Source organism: Achromobacter sp. EG18 (assembly GCF_059759395.1).
On record NZ_CM186213.1, the window covers coordinates 5,403,810 to 5,421,320 of the forward strand.

At 68.1% G+C, this 17,511-nt stretch carries 11 protein-coding genes; 4 read left to right on the forward strand and 7 right to left on the reverse strand.

What is annotated here, in order from left to right:
* Positions 1 to 19 precede the first annotated feature (19 nt).
* A complete protein-coding gene (locus AC6CR5_RS24995) occupies positions 20 to 1,543 on the forward strand; it encodes a fumarate hydratase (protein WP_498085023.1) in 1,524 nt (507 codons plus the stop codon).
* 113 nt (positions 1,544 to 1,656) lie between these two features.
* Here the strand turns inward: AC6CR5_RS24995 and AC6CR5_RS25000 are convergent, their stop codons facing one another.
* From AC6CR5_RS25000 to AC6CR5_RS25020, 5 genes are all read right to left on the reverse strand, one after another.
* Entirely contained in the window at positions 1,657 to 3,108 is a 1,452-nt protein-coding gene (locus AC6CR5_RS25000; RefSeq protein WP_498085024.1) for a PAS domain-containing protein, read from the reverse strand.
* Between the two features lie 208 nt (positions 3,109 to 3,316).
* Positions 3,317 to 6,343, reverse strand: a complete 3,027-nt coding sequence (locus tag AC6CR5_RS25005; protein WP_498085025.1) for an autotransporter family protein — start codon at positions 6,341 to 6,343, stop codon at positions 3,317 to 3,319.
* 186 nt (positions 6,344 to 6,529) lie between these two features.
* Positions 6,530 to 7,756, reverse strand: coding sequence for a CaiB/BaiF CoA transferase family protein (locus AC6CR5_RS25010; protein WP_026382351.1), 1,227 nt, complete (start codon positions 7,754 to 7,756; stop codon positions 6,530 to 6,532).
* Positions 7,753 to 8,613 carry a MaoC/PaaZ C-terminal domain-containing protein gene (locus AC6CR5_RS25015; RefSeq protein ID WP_054506595.1) on the reverse strand — a complete coding sequence of 287 codons (861 nt, stop codon included), beginning with the start codon at positions 8,611 to 8,613 and terminating at the stop codon, positions 7,753 to 7,755. Before AC6CR5_RS25015 ends, AC6CR5_RS25010 begins: the two co-directional genes overlap by 4 nt.
* 7 nt (positions 8,614 to 8,620) lie before the next feature.
* Positions 8,621 to 9,535, reverse strand: a complete 915-nt coding sequence (locus AC6CR5_RS25020; RefSeq protein WP_498085026.1) for an SDR family NAD(P)-dependent oxidoreductase — start codon at positions 9,533 to 9,535, stop codon at positions 8,621 to 8,623.
* A gap of 148 nt (positions 9,536 to 9,683) precedes the next feature.
* Here AC6CR5_RS25020 and AC6CR5_RS25025 point away from each other — a divergent pair, with 148 nt between their 5' ends.
* The 3 genes from AC6CR5_RS25025 to AC6CR5_RS25035 all read left to right on the forward strand — a co-directional run bounded on the left by AC6CR5_RS25025 (position 9,684) and on the right by AC6CR5_RS25035 (position 15,528).
* Positions 9,684 to 10,583, forward strand: a complete 900-nt coding sequence (locus AC6CR5_RS25025) for a LysR family transcriptional regulator (protein ID WP_026382350.1) — start codon at positions 9,684 to 9,686, stop codon at positions 10,581 to 10,583.
* Positions 10,584 to 10,901: 318 nt separating this feature from the next.
* Entirely contained in the window at positions 10,902 to 11,885 is a 984-nt protein-coding gene (locus AC6CR5_RS25030; protein ID WP_498085027.1) for a Bug family tripartite tricarboxylate transporter substrate binding protein, read from the forward strand.
* 394 nt (positions 11,886 to 12,279) lie between these two features.
* Positions 12,280 to 15,528: an autotransporter outer membrane beta-barrel domain-containing protein gene (locus AC6CR5_RS25035; RefSeq protein ID WP_150101507.1), complete on the forward strand. Its 3,249-nt coding sequence runs from the start codon at positions 12,280 to 12,282 to the stop codon at positions 15,526 to 15,528.
* Between the two features lie 3 nt (positions 15,529 to 15,531).
* Here AC6CR5_RS25035 and AC6CR5_RS25040 read toward each other — a convergent pair whose 3' ends face one another.
* Positions 15,532 to 16,485, reverse strand: coding sequence for an NAD(P)H-dependent flavin oxidoreductase (locus tag AC6CR5_RS25040; RefSeq protein WP_498085028.1), 954 nt, complete (start codon positions 16,483 to 16,485; stop codon positions 15,532 to 15,534).
* Positions 16,486 to 16,504: 19 nt separating this feature from the next.
* Complete coding sequence (locus AC6CR5_RS25045) at positions 16,505 to 17,482, reverse strand: Bug family tripartite tricarboxylate transporter substrate binding protein (protein ID WP_006388874.1); 978 nt, start codon at positions 17,480 to 17,482, stop codon at positions 16,505 to 16,507.
* Positions 17,483 to 17,511: the final 29 nt, after the last annotated feature.

Here is a 17,511-nt window from a genome sequence, read left to right on the forward strand (position 1 = left end):
CCGTAACCCGCATATCGCCATGTCCGCCCTCATCAAAGAAGAAGACTTCATCCAGTCGATAGCCGATGGCATCCAGTTCATCAGCTATTACCACCCCGTCGACTACATCCGCCACCTGGCCCGCGCCTACGAGCGCGAGGAAAGCCCGGCCGCGCGCGATGCGATGGCGCAGATCCTGACCAACTCGCGCATGTGCGCCGAGGGCAAGCGCCCGCTGTGCCAGGACACCGGCATCGTCAACGTGTTCCTGAAGGTCGGCATGGGCGTGCGTTTCGACACCAAGCGCACCCTGCAGGAACTGTGCGACGAAGGCGTGCGCCGCGGCTACCTGAACCCGGACAATCCCCTGCGCGCCTCGGTGCTGGACGATCCGCTGTTCGCCCGCAAGAACACCCGCGACAACACGCCCTGTATCCTGCACGTCGAGCTTGTCCCGGGTGACAAGGTCGACGTGCAGCTGGCTTCGAAGGGCGGCGGTTCGGAAAACAAGTCCAAGTTCGCCATGCTCAACCCCAGCGATTCGCTGGTGGACTGGGTGCTCAAGACGGTCCCGACCATGGGCGCCGGCTGGTGCCCGCCGGGCATGCTGGGCATCGGCGTCGGCGGCACCGCCGAAAAGGCCATGCTGATGGCCAAGCAGTCGCTGATGGAAGACATCGACATGTACGAACTGCTGGCCCGCGGTCCGCAGAACAAGCTCGAGGAGCTGCGCATCGAGCTGTACGAAAAGGTCAACGCGCTGGGCATCGGCGCCCAGGGCCTGGGCGGCCTGACCACCGTGCTGGACGTCAAGATCAACACCTTCCCGACGCACGCGGCCTCCAAGCCCGTCGCCATGATCCCGAACTGCGCGGCCACCCGCCACGCCCACTTCGAGCTGGACGGCTCGGGCCCGGCGCGCCTGGACCCGCCGTCGCTGTCGGAATGGCCGGAAGTGCACTGGGCGCCGGACTACAACAAGTCCAAGCAGGTCGACCTGAACACGCTGACCAAGGAAGAAGTCGCCAGCTGGAAGCCGGGCCAGACCCTGCTGCTGTCGGGCAAGATGCTGACCGGCCGCGACGCCGCGCACAAGCGCATCCAGGACATGCTGGCCAAGGGCGAGCCGCTGCCGGTGGACTTCACCAACCGCGTCATCTACTACGTCGGCCCGGTCGATCCGGTGCGCGACGAAGTGGTGGGCCCGGCCGGTCCGACCACCGCCACCCGCATGGACAAGTTCACCGACATGATGCTGGAGCAGACCGGCCTGATCGCCATGATCGGCAAGTCCGAGCGCGGCCCCGTCGCGATCGAGTCGATCAAGAAGCACGGCTCGGCCTACCTGATGGCCGTGGGCGGCGCGGCCTACCTGGTGTCCAAGGCGATCCGCGGCGCCAAGGTGCTGGGTTTCGCCGACCTGGGCATGGAAGCCATCTACGAGTTCGACGTGAAGGACATGCCGGTGACCGTGGCGGTTGACGCCCAGGGCACTTCGGTCCACACCACCGGCCCGAAGGAATGGCAGGCCAGGATCGGCAAGATCCCGGTCGCCACCGCGTAAACGGGCGACATGAATGCGAGAAGGGCGCCGGTGACGGCGCCCTTTTTTTATCCCTGGGACGATTCGCGGCCTGCCGTCGGCACGGGCGCCCGTGGCCGACCGATCAGGGCCGGTCAGTAGCGCACGTACTCCAGCGCCGACTGCGAGGACGCCGGTGCGCGGGGCGCCACGGCTCGCGCCGATGCCGCTTCGCGCGCCGCCTCGGGTCGGTCCTGGGCCTCATAGGCGCTCTGCAGTTCGTGCGCCGCCTCGGCCGTCATCTGGGTGATGTCCTCGGTGACCTCGCCCAGCTTGGCCGACTGCGCCAACGACACTTCGACCACCTCGCCCATGATCTCCGTGACCCGGCGCGACGAAGTGACGATGTTCTCCATGGTGGCGCCGGCGGATTGCACCTGCTCGGCGCCGCTGCCGATCTGCTGGACCGAGGTGGTGATCAGGTCCTTGATCTCCTTGGCCGCGGATGCGCTGTTCTGGGCCAGGCTGCGCACTTCCGCCGCCACCACCGCGAAGCCCTTGCCGTGCGGGCCGGCGCGCGCCGCCTCGACCGCGGCATTGAGCGCCAGGATATTGGTCTGGAACGCGATGCCGTCCATCACGCCGATGATCTCCGAAATGCGCTTGGAACTGTCGGTGATGGCGCCCATGGTGGCCACCACGCCGGCCACGGTCTTGCCGCCTTCCTCGGCGACCTGGCAGGCGTCGCGGGCCAGCGTGTTGGCCTGGCTGGCGCGCTCGGCGTTCTCGGTCAGGCCCTGCACCGCCACCCGCAGCGTCTGCGCGGCGGTGAAGCGGCGGGTGATGTCGGTGGCGAACTTCACCACCTTGAAGGGCCGGCCCTCGGCATCGAAGATCGGGTTGTAGCTGGCCTCGATCCAGACGCGGCGCCCGTTCTTGCCGATGCGCAGGTATTGGCCGGTGTCGTATTCGCCGCCGCGCAGCTTGCGCCAGAATTCCTTGTAGGCGGGGCTGCGGACTTCCTCGGGCAGCACCAGCATGCTGTGGTGGCGGCCGCGCAGTTCGTCTTCGCGGTAGCCCATGGCGTCCAGGAACAGGTCGTTGGCGCGGATGATGGTGCCATCCAGCTCGAATTCGATGATGCCCTGCACCTTGGAGATGGCGGCAAGCTGGCCTTCGGTGTCGGCCTGGCGGCGCTGCTGCTCGGTGACGTCGGTGGCGTACTTGACCACCTTGAAGGGCCGGCCGGACTCGTCGAGGATCGGGTTGTAGCTGGCCTGCAGCCAGACGTCGCTGCCGTCCTTGTGGATGCGGCGATAGCGGCCCGCGTCGTACTCGCCGCGCTTGAGCTTGTCCCAGAACGCCCGGTATTCAGGAGAGCCGCGCCGGTCGGGCGCCACGAAGATGCGGTGGTGCTGCCCCCGCAGTTCGTCGAGCGTGTAGCCCATGGCATCGAGGAAATTCTGGTTGGCCATGAGCACATGGCCGTCCAGGTCGAACTCGATGATCGCCTGCGCCTTGTGGATGGCCGCGATCTGGCCGTACAGATCCGCATTCCGTGTGTCGCGCTTGCGACGGAACAGGCGCTTGAAGGGAAACCAATGCATGTTGAACTCGAACGAAAAATGCCGTGCCGCCCGATGGGGGGCAAGGCCACGCGCCGTTTTGGAAGGGACGCCGCCATCGGTTATCAGGAGCCTTCTTGATGGGTGAGCCGAATCATAAGGTTTGCAAGGCGCCCGATCGCCGTTCTGGTCCTGTTATGCCGTCTGATAAAGGGCCTCCTCGGCCCTCTATCAGTCGGGAAAGGTGCGGTCAGAATGTCCAGCGCCAATTCAGCATGGCGCTGTGGTCGCGATTGCCCGAGCCGAACTGTCCTGCGTAGTTCAGGCCGACCGTCGCGTTGCGGCCGGCTCGCGCCTGCAAGCCGGTTTCGAGCAGCGCGGCGTTGCGGGCGATAGGGGCGCCGGTCACGGTGAACGCCTCGCCGGCATCGAATGCCAGCGTCGAGACCGGGTGCAGATTGCCGAAGGCGCGGCGCCATCCCGCCCCGGCAGTGAGCGTGCCCTGGAACGCGCCCGCGCTCAGAGCCTGCCGCAGGCGCATGCCCAGAGTCGTAGTCGTGGTGCGGATGCACTGGCTGTCGCCTGAAAGCGCGGCGCTGCCGCCCTTTTCCTGGAACGCCCGGTTGCGCTGGCCGGCCCATGCCAGACCGGCGTAGGGTTCGAGCGTGAGGGTCTGGTTCATCGGCATGGCATAACCCAATTCCCCAAAGAGCTGGGTCGTACCGGCGCGATAATCGGCGCGCAGCGTCTGATCCAGCCCGCCCACGGCAATGCGCCGCCGCGTGTTGACGTCGTGCCAGGTGTGGGACGCGCCCAGCATCAGGTTGAACGTACCTGTCCCCCGGGCGAAGGCTTTGCCGCCATAGATGCTGGCGCTGTAGCTGGCGATGCTGCTCCTGTCATCCGCGTCGTCGATACGCGAGCGGCTGTCGGTATACCCAAGCGCGACGCCCAGGCGCCAACCGTCGCCAATGGCATGGTCGGTACCCACGAAAATGCCAGCGGTATGCAGGCGCACGGCGGCGTTGTCGTTGCTTGCGGACTGGCGCTGCCAGTTGCCGACGAGCTGCGCCCATATGGGACGGGCGGCGCTGGCGGGCAGGGCCGACGCAGCGGGCGGCATGTCGGAGGCGCCCGCCGCCGCCATCGGCGCGCCGGGCTGCAGGCCGGCGGCCAGGTTCGCGCGCAGGTGTGACAACGGCAGCGCGCTGGCCGGACGGCTAAGACCGGCCAGCGCGTTGCGTGTGCTGGCATGCGCCTCTCCCGTCAGTGCCGAGAAGTACGCTTGCGGGGCGTCCTCAGGCAGGCTCAAGGCCCGGCGATAGATCTCATGTGTGCGCGGCAGGCTCTCGATGGCGTCGCTCACGGCCATGGCATTGCGGCCGGTGATGAGGTCCGCGAAGCGGATCGGCCGCTGGTCCGCACCGCCCTGTACGGGTGGCGCAGGCTCGGATGCCACCGGCGGGACTGGATCGGAAGCCAGGGGTGGAGCCGGATCGGAAGCCGCGGGCGGAGCCGGATCGGAAGCCGCGGGCGGAGCCGGATCGGAAGCCGCGGGCGGAGCCGGATCGGAAGCCGCGGGCGGAGCCGGATCGGAAGCCGCGGGCGGAGCCGGATCGGAAGCCGCGGGCGGAGTCGGATCGGAATCCGCGGGTGGAGCCGGATCGGAATCCGCGGGTGGGGCCGGATCGGAAGCCGCGGGTGGGGCCGGATCGGAAGCCGCGGGTGGGGCCGGATCGGAAGCCACGGGTGGAGCCGGATCGGAAGTCACGGGTGGAGCCGGGTCGGAAGCCACGGGTGGAGCCGGGTCGGAAGCCACGGGTGGAGTCGGATCGGAAGCCTCCGGCGGGACCGGAGCGGAAGGCGGCCCCGGCTCGACTGGCACTGACTTGCGCGCCAGCGTCAGAATGACGTCGCTGCTGCCAGCCGTGGCATCCGTTGCGTACTTGAGCGAGGGTGTGAGATAGGCCAGATTGGATTCCACGCTCCCGAAACGCGTATCCCCATTGAAACCTTTTCCGGCATGCAGAATCGTGTAATCGCGGTTCTCGTCATACAGTTCCGCACCCGAATCAAGGGCAATGACCTTGACGCTTGCATCGTTGAGCCTGACGGTACCCGTGAGAACGTCCAGCCGGTCCGCCGCGGTGGGCGTGACCCGCACTGCGTACGTGCCATTGGTGCCGAAATTGAGGATGCCGCCAGATTCTATCTGGATGGCTTTCGTGACCGGGGTGGTTCCGTCATCGCTGCCGAATGTCAGCGTGTTGTTCGCGCCCGCGAACTTGACACTGCCAACAAAGCTGGATCCCTCCCACATGATGAGCGTGTTGTTGTCGCCTTCGAACAGGACGGCGTTGCGGCCATTCATGCGCCCCTTGTTGGTGAGTACGGTATCGTGGCTCGCGCGCAGTGCATCGCCAGCCTCGCCGATGGTTGAATGGGCGGGAGCCTCCCTGCCGCCGGGTTTGCCGCCGCGCACGATGCCGGAATTGACGACGTTTCCCGAACCGATCGATATGCCCGCGCCGCCGTCTCCGCTGGCCGTATTAGGGAGGGCGACTCCGCGGCGCACACCTCCCTGGCCGCCGTCGATGAAGACGCCTTTACCGATAGCGATGCTGCCGGATCCCAGTACCACGCCATCGCCGCCGCCTCCCGGATAGCTGTTGGAGTTTCCTCCCGCCCCGCCAGCGACGTTGCCATTCAGGGTCAAAGTGCCGGACCGGACGGCAATGCCCGCGCCGCCGCCGCCGCCGCCACCGTTACTGGCGACCTGGCCCCAGCTGTATACCGTCCCGATGTTCCCGCCACTACCCGCTCCGCCGCTCACGGTTATCCCGGTGTTGATCGTCAGAATGGTATCCGCTCCCCCGATGATGCCGACGCCGCCACCGCCGCCCGAGTGACGCTCCGCGCCTACATCGTAGCTACCGCAAGGCGCCTTGCATGTTCCATTCGCGCCGGTGACTGAGCTTGTGACAACGGTTTCTCCGGCAGTCGCCGTCATGCGAGGGGCGCCACCTGTGCCGGGGTGCGCGGAACCCATGCCACCGGCGCCGGCAACGCCGTCCACGTCGGTGGCCTCCAGGCCGCCGCCTTCGCCTCCCATCAAGTCCGTTTTGGGCCTCCCGTCGAGCATGGTTCTGCCGCCCAGTCCGCCGCCCCGCGTGCCCTCGGCGGCACGGGCCTCAAGCGGCAGGACCATTGGGGCGCTCAACAGGAGCAGGGTAACGGTAGCGGGGAAAAGGTTCTTTCTGAAAGCGAGCGTAGTCATAGCCAACATTTACCGATCACTTGAATTGCGTGGCGGTAAGTGTAGGTATGGCGCACGGACGTTTTATCACCGGTTGGCGACTAATAAGACCAAGTCGGTAACGACATGCGGCGGTCTTTATTGTTGATATGGAAATATAGGCGAGCACCGCGAAATAACACCGCGGGTGCGAAACAAATCAGACCGCTAAACGGCGCTCGCCTTGAACTCGGCAATTGCCTGCGGCGACTTCCCCAGCACCTCGCGCAGCACTTCCTCCGTATGCTGCCCCAGCAGCGGCGGCGCGCGTCGGTACACCACCGGCGAATCCGAAAATCGCAACGGACTGGCCGTCACCGGCGCCACGCCGCCACCCGGATGCGGCAGATCGCGGCGCAGCTGCCGCGCCTGCGCCTGTGGGTGAGCGAAAGCCTGGGCGATGTTGTTGATCGGGCCGCAGGGCACGCCAACAGCCTCCAGCTTGGCGATCCAGTCGTCGCGCCGGCCCTGGCGCATGATGGCGGCCAGCATCCCCACCAGCTCGTCGCGGTTGGTCACGCGCAGCCGGTTGGTGGCAAAGCGCGGATCGTCGCCCAGCTCCGGCGCGCCGATCGCCGCGCAATAGGCGCGGTACTGCGATTCATTGCCGGTGGCCACGATCAGGTGGCCGTCGCTGGCGGCGAAGACCTGGTAGGGCACCACGTTCTGATGCGCGTTGCCGGCGCGCGTCGGCGCCACGCCGGAATTGAAGTAGTTGGAATTCTGATTGGCCAGCAGCGCCACGTGGCTGTCGAGCAGCGCGATGTCCAGGTGCTGGCCGAGGCCGCTGCGGTGGCGTTCCTGCAAGGCCGCCAGGATCGCCACGGTGGCGTACATGCCGGTGACGATGTCGGTCACCGCCACGCCGGCCTTCTGCGGTCCGCCGCCGGGCAGGTCGTCGCGTTCGCCGGTGATGCTCATCAGGCCGCCCATGCCCTGGATCATGAAGTCGTAGCCGGGGCGGCGCGCGAACGGCCCGTCCTGGCCGAATCCGGTGACCGAGCAGTAGATCAGGCGCGGATTGATGGCCTTCAGGCTGGCATAGTCCAGGCCGTACTTGGCCAGACCGCCGACCTTGAAGTTCTCGACCAGGATATCGCTGACCGTTGCCAGTTCGCGAATCAGCGCCGCGCCTTGCGGCGTGGCCATGTCGGCCTCGACCGAGCGCTTGTTGCGGTTGGCGCTGAGGTAATAGGCGGATTCGTTGGTGTCGACGCCATTGCCGTCCTTCAGGAAGGGCGGGCCCCAGGCGCGGGTGTCGTCGCCGACGCCGGGGCGCTCGATCTTGATGACGTCGGCGCCCAGGTCGGCCAGGTTCTGCGTGCACCACGGGCCTGCCAGGATGCGCGACAGGTCCAGCACGCGGATGCCGTCCAATGCGGGCGGGCGCGTCATGATTGCACCTCGGCGGCGCCATGGCTCATGACGATGATGTCGCGTTCGACGGCGCGGGCGATGAAGCGGATCTGGCCGTCCGGCATGCGCCACATATCGCATTGCAAGGTTTCGCCCGGGTAGACCGGCGCGGAGAATCGCGCATCCAGCCGGGTCAGGCGGGAGGCATCGTAGTCGCACCAGGTCTTGACCAGCGCGTGCGCGGCCACGCCGTAGGAACACAGCCCATGCAGGATCGGCCTGGGGTAGCCGGCCTGGTGCGCCACCTCGGGGTCGGCATGCAGCGGATTGCGATCGGCGTTCAGGCGGTACAGCAGCGCCGCCTGCGGTGGAATGCGCAGTTCGCAGCGGCGCTCCGGCTCGCCCTGCGGCGCGGCGGGCAGCGGCTCGGGGCTGGCGTCGCCCTGGCCGAAGCCGCCATCGCCGCGGCAGAAGGTGCTTTGCCGCAAGGTGGCCAGGTGCGTGCCGGCGGTGTCGTGCAGCGTGCGTTCGGTGACCACGATGGCGCCCTTGTCCGCGCCCTTGTCTATCACGTGGGTAACGCGGCTCCTGCCGATCACGGTGCCGGACGTGGGCAGCGGCGCGTGTACCGCCAGTCGCTGTTCGCCATGCACCAGCCGGACCCAGTCGATGCCGGCGCGCGGATCGCTCATCCAGAAGCCCGGATAGCCCAGCACCACGCTCATGGTGGGAAAGGCGCGCAGGTCCTTTTCGTACACGTAGCGCAGTTGTCGGGTGTCCTCGGGATCCTGTCCCAGGCCGATGCCCAGGGCATACAGCATGGTGTCCTTGTCGTCGTAGTGCTGGCGCACGTCGTCGAAGCGCCAGTGCTTCACGGTTGCGTAGTCGAGCGGCATGGCGGTCTCAGATGGGGTCCCAGTCGATCACGTCGGGCGAACGCTCCAGCGCGTAGAAGTGCTTGCGCATGGCGGGCACGGCGATCTCGCCGATCAGTTCGGGCGTCCAGCCCTCGCTGTAGTGCACGGTGCGTAGCGGCCGCGGCTGGCTCATCAGCATGATCTCGTTGGCGCGCACCGCGAACACCTGCGCGGTGATGGCGCTGGCCGCGTCGCTGGCCAGGTAAACGGCCATCGGCGCGACCTTGTTGGCCTCCATCTTCTTGAGCTTCTCGACGCGCGCCTTCTCCTCGTCGGTCTCGGCGGGAATGGAGCTGGTCATGCGGCTCCAGGCGAACGGCGCGATGCAGTTCGAGCGCACGTTGTAGCGCGCCATGTCCAGCGCGATCGACTTGGACAGCGCCACGATGCCGAGCTTGGCGGCGGCGTAGTTGGCCTGGCCGAAATTGCCGATCAGGCCGGACGTGGAAGTCATGTGCACGACGGCGCCCGACTCCTGTTCACGGAAATACGGCGCGGCGGCGCGGCTCATGAAGAACGAGCCGTTCAGGTGCACGTCGATGACCTGGCGCCATTCCTCCTCGCTCATCTTGTGGAACACGCGGTCGCGCAGGTTGCCGGCGTTGTTGACCACCGCGTCGATGCGACCGAAGGCGTCGATGGCGGTCTGGACGACGCGGCTGGCGCTGTCGTAGGCTGCCACGCTGTCGGTGTTGGCGACGGCCTGCCCGCCCGCCGCCACGATCTCGCGCACCACGGCCTGCGCGGGGCCTTCGCCGCCGCCCTCGCCGGTGAGCGAGACGCCGATGTCGTTGACCACCACCTTGGCGCCCGCCTGCGCCATGGCCAGCGCGATGCCGCGGCCGATGCCGCCGCCCGCGCCTGTAACGACCACTACCTTGCCGGAAACAATACCGCTCATTGGGGCTTACTCCAGATGCCGCGGCGCGCGCCGCGTGGGAAACAGTTCCGCGTCAAACCGTATGGTTTACGGGGTTGCCCCATGGTATGGTCGTCACGGCATTCGAAGAATTCAAAATTAGAAATGCCCCCCTTCTGTGTGGTGGAACATGAGACATGATCTGACTGACCTGCGGCTATTCGTGAACGTGGGGGAAACGCTCAATCTGACCCGCGCGGCCGAACGCACCTTCCTGTCGCTGCCCGCCGCCAGCGCGCGCGTCAAGCACATGGAAGAGGCCTTCAAGGCGCGGCTGCTGGTGCGCATGGCCACGGGCGTGGCGCTGACCCCGGCCGGCGAGGTGCTGCTCAAGCACGCCAACGCGGTGTTCCGCCAGCTAGAATGCCTGAACGCCGACCTGCAGCCCTACGCCAGCGGCCTGAAGGGGCGGCTGCGCCTGCTGGCCAACACCACCGCCACCAATTCCTTCCTGGCGGACGCGCTGTCGACCTTCCTGGCCGAGAACCCCGACGTGGACGTCGAGCTGGAAGAGAAGATCTCGGGCGACATCGTCATCGCGATCCGCGCGGGCGCCGGCGACCTGGGGCTGGTGGCCGGCAACATCGACGTCGAGGGCCTGGATGTGACGCCGCTGTTCCGCGATGAGCTCACCGTGGTCACGGCGCTGGACCATCCGCTGGCGGCGTCGAAGTCGGCCCATTTCGCCGACCTGATCGATGCCTACCAGTTCGTCGGCATCCATCCCGACAGCGCCATCCAGACCTTCCTGGAGGACATCGCCAGCGGCCTGGGCAAGCGCATCTGCCAGCGCGTGCACGTGGGCAGTTTCGAGGCCGTGTGCCGCATGGTCGAGGCCGGCGCCGGCATCGCCGTGGTGCCGCGCGCCTGCGCGGCGCGCTACAGCCGGCCCGATGCCTTGCACGTGTTGAAACTGGAAGATCCCTGGGCCCTGCGCGACCGCCTGCTGTGCCGCCAGCGCGGCCGCGACCTGCCCAGCTTCGCCGAGTGCTTCATCGAGCACGTGCAGCGCGCGGCGCGGGGACAGTAGCCGCGGCGGGGGCTGTGTCATGCCGCGGCGAACGCGGTGTTCCGCCCGTCCTGACGGCTTGACGGTCCGCATGGCCGTCGCCGTGGCGCCACATCGGACCTGCGATAGTGTCCGATCAGCGAACACGGCATCGCGGCGAAAGAGGGGCTTTTGAAAATGTGTAGCGGCAAAAGCGGCCGCGCGGCAAATAATAAAAAAAGCCCCGGCCGCGCCTGATGCGCGGACAGTAGAAAAATGGGGCTGGCAGGCGGCAAGCACCGCGTTGTTCCGGTGTGGTTTGCGGCCGCGCCACCGACAAGAACGACTCAGGAGACTGCCTTGCTAGATCCCCAACGCCGCCGCGTCATCGCGGGGCTGGGCGCTGCGTGCGCCACGACTCTGCTGCCCAATTTCGCCCGCGCCGCTGCCTGGCCTGGCCACGCCGTCACCTTCATCGTGCCGTTTCCGGCCGGCGGTCCGGTCGACACCACCGCGCGGTTCACCGCGCAGCCGCTGGGCCACCTGTGGTCGGTGCCTACTGTGGTGGACAACCGCTCGGGCGCCGGCGGCATCGTTGGCGCGCAGTTCGCCGCCAAGGCCGAGCCGGACGGCTACAACTTCTTCTTCGCCTCCATCCATCACGCGGTGCTGCCGAGCCTGCGGGACAACCTGACCTACGACATCAACCGTGATTTCGTGCCGGTGGGCATGGCGGCGGTGTTTCCGATCGTGCTGGTGGTGAACCCGTCGTTGCCGGTGACTTCGGTGAGCGAACTGATCGCCTATGCCAAGGCGAATCCGGGCAAGCTGTCGTTCAGTTCCTCCGGAACGGGCGGCGGCACGCATCTGGCGGGCGAGCTGTTCAATGCGATGGCGGGCGTGAAGATCCAGCACATTCCTTACCGGGGCAGCGCGCCGGCGATGCAGGATCTGCTGGGAGGGCAGGTGCAGGTGATGTTCGCGGACGGGCCGTCGGCGGTGCCGCATCTGAAGACGGGCAAGGTGCGCGCGTTGGGGGTCGGGAATCCGACGCGGTCGAGCATGTTGCCGGACGTGCCTACGATTGCCGAGTCCGGCGTGCCGGGGTACGAGGCGTATTCGTGGAGCGGGGTGCTGGCGCCGAAGGGGACGCCCGCCGACATCGTGGCGCGGGTCAATGCGGACATGGTGAAGGTGTTGTCGGATCCCGCGACGGCCAAGGCGATGGTGGCCGCGGGGGCGGAACCCAAGCCCGGCAGCCCGGAGGCGTTTGGGGCGTTCGTGCGCGGCGAAGTCCTGAAATGGCGGGAAGTGATCAACAAGGCGGGCATCAAGCTGGAATAGGCGCCATATCACGCTGCGCAGGGGGGGCCGTCCTCGCGGGGTCCGGTAGCGCGTCTCCCCGTCAGGAACGCCAGCATGGCGAACCACGAAACTTTGCATTACATTTGCTGCCGATGTGCGCTCAGACGGCGCAACGCTCCAGCGCTCGGCAGTTGAACACGCATGGTCTCCCCGGGCGCTGGCTTCCATATGATTGCCGTGCCGCGGGACCCTGGCGTTTGTCCCCTCCGGGTCATCCTGGTAATGGGCAGGGCGAAGCAAGGGGAAATTCGTGCTCCAAGGCAAAGCCGGGCTTGTGGCCCACTGTGACGCGCCGGCGTCTTCGACCGTTCCGACGTCAGACCGCTACGATATCGCGCCTCCGGCGGCCAGCTTGCGGTCGGCCGCAAGCGTCATGCTCGCGGCCGGCAGCGCCGCCCTGGCGCTGGCCCTTTCGACCGCGGCGGCGCCCGCCTTGGCCGCCTGTTCCGCCAGCGACACGACGGGTTGCGGCGCGCCCGGCGGAGCGGGTTATCCCGGTCGCGGCGGCGCTGGCGGCAATGGCAATGGCCAGGGGGGCGGCGCCAGCGAGCTCGACCCGAGCAACGTGACCGTGCAGGTGCCGGGAAGCTGGGGCGGCTCGGGAACGGGTGGCGCGGGGGCTGCCGGCGACGCAGGCAACGCGACCGCCAACGCACCGGCACAAACGTTCACGGGGTCTGGATTGGCCATCAACGCGCCGATTGCGGGCGACGCCGGCAATGCCGGCCGCGACGGCACCAATTTCGGCGGCGGTGGCAATGGCGGCAATACATCGCTTCAGTACCTGGGCAACGATATCACCATCAACAATTCGGCGGCGGCCGTGGGCGGTGCGGGCGGCAATGGCGGCAATGTCTTCAACACGGGCAGCGGCAACGGCGGCGGCGGCGGCGGGGGCGGCAGCGGCTTGACGTCGGCCGGGGCGGGGGCGTCGATCAACAATCATGGCACGATCACCGGGGGCGCTGGCGGCAACGGCGGTAGCGGCGGCTTTGGCGGCGGGGGAGGCGCCGGCGGCGACGGCTTGCTCGCGGTTGGCGGCAACGCCACCATCACCAATACCGGCGGCATCACCGGAGGCGCGGGCGGCAGCGGGGGGGCGGGCAATTCCGGCGCGGGGGCGGACGGGGCGGGGGGGGCCGGCATCAATCTTGCCGGCTCGCGCAATATGATCCTCAATGTCGGCACCATCGCTGGCGGCGCCGGCAATGGCGGCGGCGTCGGTATCGTGACGCGCGGCATGGACACGATCGTCAATGCGGGCACCATCACCGGCGCGCCGAGTGGCCCGGGCGGAGCCCGCGCGGCGGCCATCCAGTTCGGCGGCACGGGCAACACGTTGACGCTGCTGACGGGCTCCAACATCGTAGGCGGCCTGTTGTTCGATGCGGGGGCGACCGCCACCATTTCCGCGAGCCACCCCGGGCTGACGCTGGCCAACGATGTGATCCTGACCGATGCCGCGTCCGGCGTCGCGTTCTCTTCGGTGGCGAGCGGCCTGACGTTTTCGGGCGTCATCTCCGGCGCGGGCGGGGTAAGCGTCCAGGGCAGCAGGGGCCTGACGATGGCGGGCGTCAACACCTACACGGGAACCACCACCATCGACAGCGGCGCGACGCTCGCGCTCAGCGGCGGCGGCAGCGTGGCGGCATCCAGCGGGGTGACCAGCGACGGAACGCTGGACATTTCGGCGACGACGAGCGGTGCGTCCGTGGCCAGCCTTGCGGGCGGCGGGAGAGTCGCGCTCGGCGGCCGCACCCTGACCCTGACGAACGCGTCGGGCGTGTTTTCCGGCGTCATCGACGGCGCCGGCGGACTGGTGCTCAGCAGTGGCACGCAGACGCTTTCGGGGGTAAGCACCTACACCGGCGCGACCACGATCAACGGCGGCTCGCTGGTGCTCACCGGCGCGGGACGGCTGTCCGCGGCCTCGGCCGTCTCGCTCATGGGCAGCGGCGCGACGCTCGACCTGTCGGCGGCATCGGGCCAGACGCTGGCCGGGTTGTACGGGGTGGCCGGTTCGCGCCTGCTGGCCGGCGCCAGCACGCTGACGCTCGGCGCGGCCACCGACAGCGTCTATGAAGGCGAGCTCACGGGCAGCGGCGCGTTGGTCAAACAAGGGACCGGCATGCTCGTGCTCAATGGTTCGAATGCCGGATTCACGGGAGCGACGACTGTCGCTCAGGGCAGGCTCCAGGTGGGCGATGCCGGCCATGGCGGCGCGGTGCTGGGCGGCGACGTGGAGGTCGGGGCGCAAGGCACGCTCGGCGGGCACGGCACGATTCTCGGTGATGTGACGAACGGCGGCATGGTGTCGCCCGGTGGATCCATCGGCACGCTGAACGTGGGCGGCAATTACACCCAGGCGTCGAATGCGACCTTGGCCATCGAAGTCAGTCCGACCGAGGCCTCGTTGCTGAAGGTCGGTGGCAGCGCCACATTGAACGGGACGCTGGCGATCACATACGCGCCGGGCACCTATTCGGCCACGCGCTACAACGTGGTGAGCGCGGCCAATGGCATCAGCGGGCGCTTCTCGTCGGTAACGGGCTCGCTGGCCTCCGGCGCGGACCTGAACGGCCTGCGCTCATCGGTGGCCTACGGCGCCAACGAGGTCGCGTTGCTGCTGAGCAATCCGGCCTCGGGCATGCCGGGCGACACGCCGGTGATCATCGCGCCGACCCGCACCAGCATCTATACGGCGCTTGGCAGCGCCGCGTTGATGAGCGCGCAGTCGGCCACCGCTGCGGTGCTCGACCGCGCGACGCGGCGCGCCGTCGCGTCCGGGCCAGCCGACGCGACGGATACCGTTTCGGTCTGGGCAAACGCCACGGGACGGCATGGCCGGCTGTCCGGCTCGGGGGGGCTGCCGGGCTTCCAGGAAAACCAGTACGGCTTTCTCGCCGGCGCCGACAAGCGGGTGGATCGCAACACCTTCGGCCTGGCGATGGGCTATTCCCACGCCGAGCTGTCGGAAGAGAGCACGGAAAGCGCCGGCACGCGCGATACGGTGCGCCTGGCCACCTATGCCAGCCGCGACCTGGGGCCGGTCGATGTGACGGGCATGCTCGGCTACGGCCTGCATTTCCTGTCGCAGAAGCGGCCCTTCGAGAATGTCGGCACGGCCAAGGGTGATCATGTCGGGCAGGAATTCACGGCGGCGGCGCAAGTCAGCAAGCCCATGGCGCTTGGCGGACTGGTCATGACGCCCCGGCTGGGATTGCGTTATGCCTATTTCCACGCCAACAGCTTTGACGAAGGCGGCGCAAGGGGCCAGAACCTGCTTGTCGGCTCGGACACCGCCCGCAGCCTGCAGCCCTACGTCGGCATGACTTTCGACACGGCGTTCGATAGCGCGCAGCGGCCGTTGAACCTCCAGTTCCGTGTGGCCTACGCCCACGAACTGCTTGATACCGGCCGCGCGATGACGGTCGTGTCGCAGGACGGCACGCGCTTCGCCGCGCCGGGCGCCGATCTGTCGCGCGGCTTCCTGACGTTCGGCGTGAGCGTCGGCTTGCCGCTGACGCGGCAACTGGACGTGTCTCTTGCCTATGATGCGCTCGTCAACACGTCCCGCGCGTCGTCGCAGGCGGGCAGTGTCAGGATGAGCTATCGCTTCTGACTGTCAGCGCAGCAGCGCTTGCCTGGCTGCCTGGTATTCTGCTTCGAGCAGATTCACCAGCTCGTGTACCGCCAGCACTTCCTGCACCGCGCCCACGCCCTGGCCGGCGCTCCAGACGTCTTTCCAGGCTTTGGGGCGAGTGTTCTTGTCCAGGTTCGGGGGCGGGGCGTCGTAGTCGGGAAGCTGGGCGGGATCCAGGCCCACGGCGCGGATGCTCTCGCTCAGGTAGTTGGCGGGCACGCCCGAGAAGTACGGGGTGTAGGTGACGTCGGTGGCCTGGGCGCCCAGGATCATTTCGCGGTAGGCGTCGTTGGCCAGGGATTCGCGGGTGGCGATGAAGCGGGTGCCCATGTAGGCGAAGTCGCAGCCCAGGGCCTGGGCTGCGAGGACGTCCTTGCCGTGGCTGATGCAGCCGGACAGGGCCAGGGGGCCGTCGTAAAAGGCACGGATTTCGTTGACGAGGGCGATCGGGTTGAGCCGGCCGGCATGGCCGCCGGCGCCGGCGGAGACCAGGATCAGGCCGTCGACGCCGGCATCCAGGGCGCGGCGGGCGTGGCGTACCGTGGTGACGTCGTGGTAGACCTGGCCGCCGTAGGCATGGACGGCGCGCACCACGGCTTCGGGCGGATGCAGCGAGGTGATCACCAGGGGCACGCGGCGCTCGGCGCAGATGGCCAGGTCGCCCTGCCAGCGGGCGTTGCTGGGGTGGACGATGAGGTTGACGCCGTAGGGCGCCACCCGCGCGCGCGGATCCGCGCGGCGGGCGGCGGCCAGGCGTTCTTCGATGCGGTTGATCCAGTCGTGCAATTGTTCCTGCGGCCTGGCGTTGAGCGAGGGGAAGGTGCCGATGATGCCGGCGCCGCATTGCGCCGCCACCAGGTCCGGGCCGGAGACCAGGAACATGGGAGCGCCGATGATGGGCAGTCGGGTCTGCGCGCGCAGTGCGGATGGCTTCATGGGCGGGTTCCGGTCGGGGTCAGTTGGCCTGGATGTTGGCGCTCTTGATCACATCGGCCCACAGGGCATATTCGCGGTCGATGCGCTGTTGCAGGGCGGCGGCGTCGCCGCTGTTGATGGTGTAGCCGCCGTCGGTCATGGCGCGGCGGAAGGCGGGGTCCTTCGACACCTCGGATAGCGCGCGTTTCAGGCGCGCCTGCACCGCGTCGGGCAGCTTGCGCGGGCCGACCAGCGCATACCAGCCGACCACCTCGTAGTCCTTCATGCCGGCCTCGATCATGGTGGGCACGTCGGGCAGCTCGGGGTTGCGGGTGCGCGAGGTGACGGCCAGCGCGCGCGCCTTGCCGCTCTTGATGAACGGAATCGCGGTGCTGGTGATGTCGAACATGAAGGTGATCTTGCCGCTGACCACGTCCATCATCGCCGGCGAGTTGCCGCGATAGGGCACGTGCAGCATCGGCACCCCGGCCTGCTTTTTCAGCAGTTCGGCCGACAGGTGGTTCGACGCCCCGATGCCGGCCGAGCCGAAAGACACGGCGTCGGGATGAGCGCGGGCGTAGTCGACCAGCTCACCCACGCTCTTGGCCGGGGCCTGCGGGCCGATAAGCAGCACGTTGGCGTAGTCGACCACCAGGCCGATCAGCGAGAAGTCCTTGCGTGGATCGAACAGGGTGCTGCGCTGGACCAGGGGCGACATGGTCAGCGTGGGGCTGGCGGCAAAGCCCAGCAGGTAGCCGTCGGGCGGCGCCTTGGCGGTGGCGTCGGAAGCGATCATGCCGCTGGCGCCGGCGCGGTTCTCGACCACGACCGCCTGGCCCAGCTTGTCGCCCAGGTACTTGGCGAAGACGCGCGCGGTGGTGTCCACGGGGCCGCCAGGGGCGTAGCCCACCAGCAGGCGGATGGGGCGGTCGGGGTAGGCGCTGTCGGCGGCGGCGCTGGCGCCGGTCGCCATGGCCGCCACGGCGGCGGCCGCGGCGAGCAGGGTCTTGATGTTCACGCTCATGTCTCCTTGTGGAATGAGCCGGT

Bases quoted from the DNA above. Each gene is read 5' to 3' on its own strand.
- AC6CR5_RS25010 (WP_026382351.1), bottom strand. From the start codon at position 7,756: ATGACGCGCCCGCCCGCATTGGACGGCATCCGCGTGCTGGACCTGTCG.
- AC6CR5_RS25000 (WP_498085024.1), bottom strand. From the start codon at position 3,108: ATGCATTGGTTTCCCTTCAAGCGCCTGTTCCGTCGCAAGCGCGACACA.
- AC6CR5_RS25025 (WP_026382350.1), top strand. From the start codon at position 9,684: ATGAGACATGATCTGACTGACCTGCGGCTATTCGTGAACGTGGGGGAA.
- AC6CR5_RS25035 (WP_150101507.1), top strand. From the start codon at position 12,280: ATGCTCGCGGCCGGCAGCGCCGCCCTGGCGCTGGCCCTTTCGACCGCG.
- AC6CR5_RS24995 (WP_498085023.1), top strand. From the start codon at position 20: ATGTCCGCCCTCATCAAAGAAGAAGACTTCATCCAGTCGATAGCCGAT.
- AC6CR5_RS25015 (WP_054506595.1), bottom strand. From the start codon at position 8,613: ATGCCGCTCGACTACGCAACCGTGAAGCACTGGCGCTTCGACGACGTG.
- AC6CR5_RS25005 (WP_498085025.1), bottom strand. From the start codon at position 6,343: ATGACTACGCTCGCTTTCAGAAAGAACCTTTTCCCCGCTACCGTTACC.
- AC6CR5_RS25020 (WP_498085026.1), bottom strand. From the start codon at position 9,535: ATGAGCGGTATTGTTTCCGGCAAGGTAGTGGTCGTTACAGGCGCGGGC.
- AC6CR5_RS25040 (WP_498085028.1), bottom strand. From the start codon at position 16,485: ATGAAGCCATCCGCACTGCGCGCGCAGACCCGACTGCCCATCATCGGC.